The organism is Treponema zioleckii (assembly GCF_014737315.1).
Classification (GTDB): Bacteria; Spirochaetota; Spirochaetia; order Treponematales; family Treponemataceae; genus Treponema_D; species Treponema_D zioleckii.
In genome coordinates this window covers 1-4,663 of sequence record NZ_JPUF01000110.1, presented here as the reverse complement: position 1 = coordinate 4,663, position 4,663 = coordinate 1, and the positions used below count along the sequence as shown (strand labels likewise).

At 36.9% G+C, this 4,663-nt stretch carries 6 protein-coding genes; all 6 read left to right on the top strand.

The genetic code is table 11. The features are described from left to right. Nucleotides 1–130 precede the first annotated feature (130 nt). Nucleotides 131–901: an RHS repeat-associated core domain-containing protein gene (locus JI65_RS17715; RefSeq protein ID WP_340138458.1), complete on the top strand. Its 771-nt coding sequence runs from the start codon at nucleotides 131–133 to the stop codon at nucleotides 899–901. Between the two features lie 15 nt (nucleotides 902–916). Beyond that, nucleotides 917–1,738 carry a leucine-rich repeat domain-containing protein gene (locus tag JI65_RS16390; RefSeq protein ID WP_191018243.1) on the top strand — a complete coding sequence of 274 codons (822 nt, stop codon included), beginning with the start codon at nucleotides 917–919 and terminating at the stop codon, nucleotides 1,736–1,738. Between the two features lie 392 nt (nucleotides 1,739–2,130). Continuing rightward, nucleotides 2,131–2,694: a hypothetical protein gene (locus JI65_RS16385; protein WP_191018242.1), complete on the top strand. Its 564-nt coding sequence runs from the start codon at nucleotides 2,131–2,133 to the stop codon at nucleotides 2,692–2,694. Nucleotides 2,695–2,697: 3 nt separating this feature from the next. Then, complete coding sequence (locus JI65_RS16380; RefSeq protein WP_191018241.1) at nucleotides 2,698–3,186, top strand: hypothetical protein; 489 nt, start codon at nucleotides 2,698–2,700, stop codon at nucleotides 3,184–3,186. A gap of 405 nt (nucleotides 3,187–3,591) precedes the next feature. Beyond that, nucleotides 3,592–4,419 (top strand): RHS repeat-associated core domain-containing protein, encoded by an 828-nt coding sequence (locus JI65_RS17475; protein WP_242457282.1) that lies wholly within the window; start codon nucleotides 3,592–3,594, stop codon nucleotides 4,417–4,419. After that, nucleotides 4,412–4,663, top strand: a 252-nt coding sequence (locus tag JI65_RS16370) for a hypothetical protein (RefSeq protein ID WP_191018240.1), incomplete at its 3' end; no start/stop codon positions are given. The genes JI65_RS17475 and JI65_RS16370, both read left to right, overlap by 8 nt.

Below are 4,663 nucleotides of genomic sequence, written 5' to 3'. Positions count from 1 at the left end.
TTGTCATTCCGAACTTGATTCGGAATCTGCGCAAATCAGTGGCAGTCTAGTTAAGTTCTGCAGAATTGAATCAGCCAAGTTTTATACTGTTAATACTCATTTAAGAATTGTAATTTAGTATAAAAACCGCATGTGGATTAGCACAGACCCTGCTCTGGGAGATTACATCCCTGTTGCGCCTACAAATGACGAGGCAAAACAGCATAATTCCAAATTGCCGGGCATGGGCGGTGTGTTTAATCACATCAATCTCAATTGTTATCACTACGCGGGGAACAATCCGGTAAGGTATGTTGACCCGACGGGCGAAGAGCTTGCAGAAGCTGCTAAAGAAGTTATAAAAAATTATCAGCAGTATGGCGAATTTGCACTTTTAGCGCTTGCCACAGCCTCTGCTGTTTACCTATGTACGCCTGAAGGACAGGAAGATGTAGCAAATCTTGCCAATGAGATAAGTGATTCTATCAGCAATACATACAATAATGCAAAAGCGTATTTTACAAAAACGGATCCTGCTTATCTATCTGCAAAGGCAAAGGCACGAGAGCTGACGGAAAAGTATTCTGACAGAAAATCTACAGGCTCGTATACGATAACTTTTTCATCTGGAAAAACCTACAGTGGTAAAGGTGGTGTAGCAAGAGCGATAGAATCGGCTGCAACACATAGTCGAGATTACGGAACAATGCCCGTGAGTATTGATTGGAAAGCTGAAAAGTCTAATAAGGATGCATTTGAGGCGGAATATATCAGAATCCAAGACCACGGAGGACCGATGAGCCGAATAACTCTGGATAAACTTTTTGATCCTAAGTATGTTCACCCCAACTATAATAAAATACAAAGTCCTGGGGAGCAAATATATTTCATGCGTCATGGTAAGTTTTATAAAAAGCATTAAGTGAAGGAATAAAAAATGACAACTATGGACAAAGGCGGACTTCGCTGTTATTTAAACGAAGAGAACAAGATGGTTAAAGTAGACATCTATGAGTATACAGAAACTGAAAGAGCTATATTGGAACAAAATGCAAATGACATAAAAGAAATATTTTATGGCTCTTATTTATGTGATGTTGATTTTTCAATGATTGCCAAAATGAAAAATCTTGAAATGTTAAACATTGATGACAGATATAAAGTTGTAGATATCTCTTTTGCAAACGGATTGAAGAATTTGAAAGGTCTTGCTACTGGAAAATTTACAGGAACTTTAAATAATAAAAATCTTGTTGCGTTGTCTTACAAATGGCATAAAAAGAGTGACATTTCACAGAGTACAAATATTGAGGGATTAGGCATAACTAATTGTGCAGATATGGAAGTTTTTCTGTCACAAGTTAAAGAGTTAAAAAAATTAGAGAGAATGATGATTTGGAAAATTTCAAGTCAATCTTTTCCCAAAACGGATACTGTGACTCATGTAACATGGCTTGAGTTTTTTTTCTGTCCTAGGCTTATGGATATAAAGGAGCTACCTTCGATTTTTCCAAAACTTAAACATTTAAGCTGTGACCACTGCAAAAATATTCAGGATTATTCACCATTGGCAAAATTGACTGATTTAGAGGAACTTATTATTCATGAATCCGCCCCAGTTGCCGATTTGTCGTTCCTAAAGGAAATGAAAAAACTGACCCTGTTAAAAATCTTTAAAACAAAAATAACAGCAAAAAATGTTGAGATACTGGATGGAATTTCGGCTAAGCTAGATTTGTTTTCTACAGGAATAAACTGAAAATTTATTTGAAATCCTCTTCCCCCAAATCGCGATTTGTAGGAATACCAAAAAATTCACTTTTCCCCGGAAAACTCCGCCACAAAAAGCGCCTTTTCCGGGAAAATTTAAGGATTGCGCTACATATAGCGTAGTTTTTGCCGTTCTAAAACCGCTCGAATTTTCTGACGAGTGGTTTTAGAATTTTTCGCGGACGGAACTTTTCCGCCGATAAAATTCTTGACGGAGGATTTTAAAACCCGAGCCGAACTTTGTCTTTCTAGAGCTAAAACCGGCTTTTTAAGCCAGAAAGTGTCTGAAATCCATTGAGATTGCGGTCTGTCAGTCCAATCAATCTCAATTGTTACCACTACGCGGGCAACAATCCGGTGCGGTATACAGACCCGACGGGAATGATGGAAGAAGAGTATGAAAATGCAAGTGATAAAATATCAAATGCTGATTTTATAACAACTCTGTTTTCTGCCGTTTTCGAAGAAGTCGGAAAAAATAAACCAACGGTTGAACCAGTTTTATCGGAGGCATTTAATGAACTCGGTGTTCCAGAAGGGGTGATAGTTGGTTTTAAACTGTCACCGCAAGATAGTAAATTGTTAAAAAAATCTGAAAAATTATCACCAATCTCAAAATGCTTATTAGCCGCAAGTATTGTAATAGATTTTATGGATGCAGCTGCCGTAGGTGAAAAAAATGGAGATCTTGCAGAAACAAAGAGGCTTACAAGAAATTTGCTAACAACTTTTGTCGTGTATCAAGCCTCAAAATTGGGGTCGCTTGCTGGAAAAAACATTCTTGGTTGGGCGGGTGGTTTCATAGGTACAGCAATTTCACCTGGAGCTGGAACAGTTATAGGAAAAATCGGAGGCAGTATTGTTGGCGGTGTAGGCGGCGGTTTCTTAGCTGGCTGGTATGTACAAACAAAACTTGATGAATTTTTTGAAAAACGGGGGTGGTGAGCAATGCATAAAAATAGAATCTATCAATTGAAAAAAATACCAGTTATTATTTTGGGGATTTTTATCCTTTATATTTCATTTGTTGAGTCGAAAATTCAAACCCCTATGGAATATTTTGGATTAATTTTTCTTATCATCGCAATTATCTATTTTAGTGGATTTACTTATTCATTTGATAACGGTAACATCACTAGATACTGGTATTTTCTTAAAAGAAACTATAAATTTTCAGAAATTCAGTTGATTGTGAATTTTAACTCAAAGATGAAAGCAATAAACATCTATTTAAAATTTAATACTAAATATGCTACAAAAATCCTGGAATATACAAGAAAGTATATAAACTATTCAGATGGAATAAAAATTTGCTATTGGTTCCAAAAGAAAAAAATTGTGACTATGATAAAGCTAATTAACGAAATGAATCCTGAATGTGTTTTTACAATAAAAGGGGAGGCAGTACCTATAGAATTATTTTTGGATTCTTTGTAAATTTGATATATTTATTCTCTGTCACCATAAAAATTCCTGTCATAAAAAATGTAACTGCAAAAATATTTGTAGCTAGCAAGCAGGTAAAAAAGATTTGTTTCTTCCCCCTACAAATCGCGATTTGTAGGAAGTCCAAAAAATCCGCTTTCCCCCGGAAAGTCCGCCACAAAAAGCGCCTTTTCTGGGAAAAATTAAGGATTACGCTACATATAGCGTAGTTTTTGCCGCTCTAAAACCGCTCGAATTTTCTGACGAGTGGTTTTAGAATTTTTCAGAGGCGGAAGTTTTCCGCCGATAAAATTTTTTATGGAGGAGTTTAAATCCTGAGCCGAATTTTGTCTTTCTGGTGCTAAAACCGGCTTTTTAAGCCTGAAAATACCTGAAATCCATTGAGATTCGTGGGGGCTGTATTATTATGGTGCGAGGTATCTCGACCCGAAGTATTCAAGGTGGCTTTCGACTGACCCAGCCCTTTCAGAATACATGGCAGGCTCGTCTGTTGGCTGTGGAGGAATTTATAACAGTGCAAACCTAAATCTCTACCATTATGCTGGCAATAATCCACTGAAGTATACAGATCCAGATGGAAGGGAATTATGGGGCTGGGTAGATTCTAGTCCAGAAGGTATTATCTGTGGTTGGAATGATAATGCACCTCAGACCGCTGCAGGATATCATGATTGGATGGATCCTGCTTCAAAGGCGCTCTTTGACATTGATCATGCTGAAGTTGATATGGGAAATTATAAAATGCGTTTCTGGAAAGGCGACTATGGTTCTACAGGGCGATCTTTGCTTACAGCTATTTTCCTCCGTAGGGGCAATTTTAAAGCTGCAATACGGGCATACTTTATAATAGGTATGGCTGGTGGAGAAACTGGAATTTATAACAATGATGGTAGAGGGCTTGGAAACGATGGCGGTTCTCTCATGTCAAAAGATGGTCTTAAGCAATCAGGAATCACAAATGTATCATTGTCTGTTAAACACAAGGGGGGAAGAAAGATCGCCTCTGTAAGTGGACTAAAAGCATGGCCAAATGTCTATAATATTTCTGATCATTCAAAAAAATATAATATATATACTGAGACAACATATTCATTTGTTGATGAAAATGCAGCAAGTGAATTTGAAGCTAATTTCAAAGCTAATATTCCAGATGCTTATCAAGGACAGTTTTCTACAGAAAATAATGGAAAAAACATCACAATAATTTGGGGGAAAAATGAGTAATATGAAAAAAATAAGTTTTATTGCTTTGGTGTCAGCTATGTTTTCCATTTTTATTGGATTCGTAAAGAATTCAGTTTTTGCGCAGAGTTTTCCCTCTTCAAGAGCGACATATTATGGTGATGTACCAAAAAACAAGAGGCTCTTGTTGAGTTTTGGAGACCAAATATCACATGAAGCTAGGTTTGGCCCTGATCACAGAGAAAATGATGTTAAAAACTATTTGGCACATGGCATGGACCCAAAT

What these genes read in the sequence shown, in the direction of transcription:
- JI65_RS17715 (WP_340138458.1), top strand. Translation starts at nt 131, where the DNA reads ATGTGGATTAGCACAGACCCTGCTCTGGGAGATTACATCCCTGTTGCG.
- JI65_RS16390 (WP_191018243.1), top strand. Translation starts at nt 917, where the DNA reads ATGACAACTATGGACAAAGGCGGACTTCGCTGTTATTTAAACGAAGAG.
- JI65_RS16385 (WP_191018242.1), top strand. Translation starts at nt 2,131, where the DNA reads ATGATGGAAGAAGAGTATGAAAATGCAAGTGATAAAATATCAAATGCT.
- JI65_RS16380 (WP_191018241.1), top strand. Translation starts at nt 2,698, where the DNA reads ATGCATAAAAATAGAATCTATCAATTGAAAAAAATACCAGTTATTATT.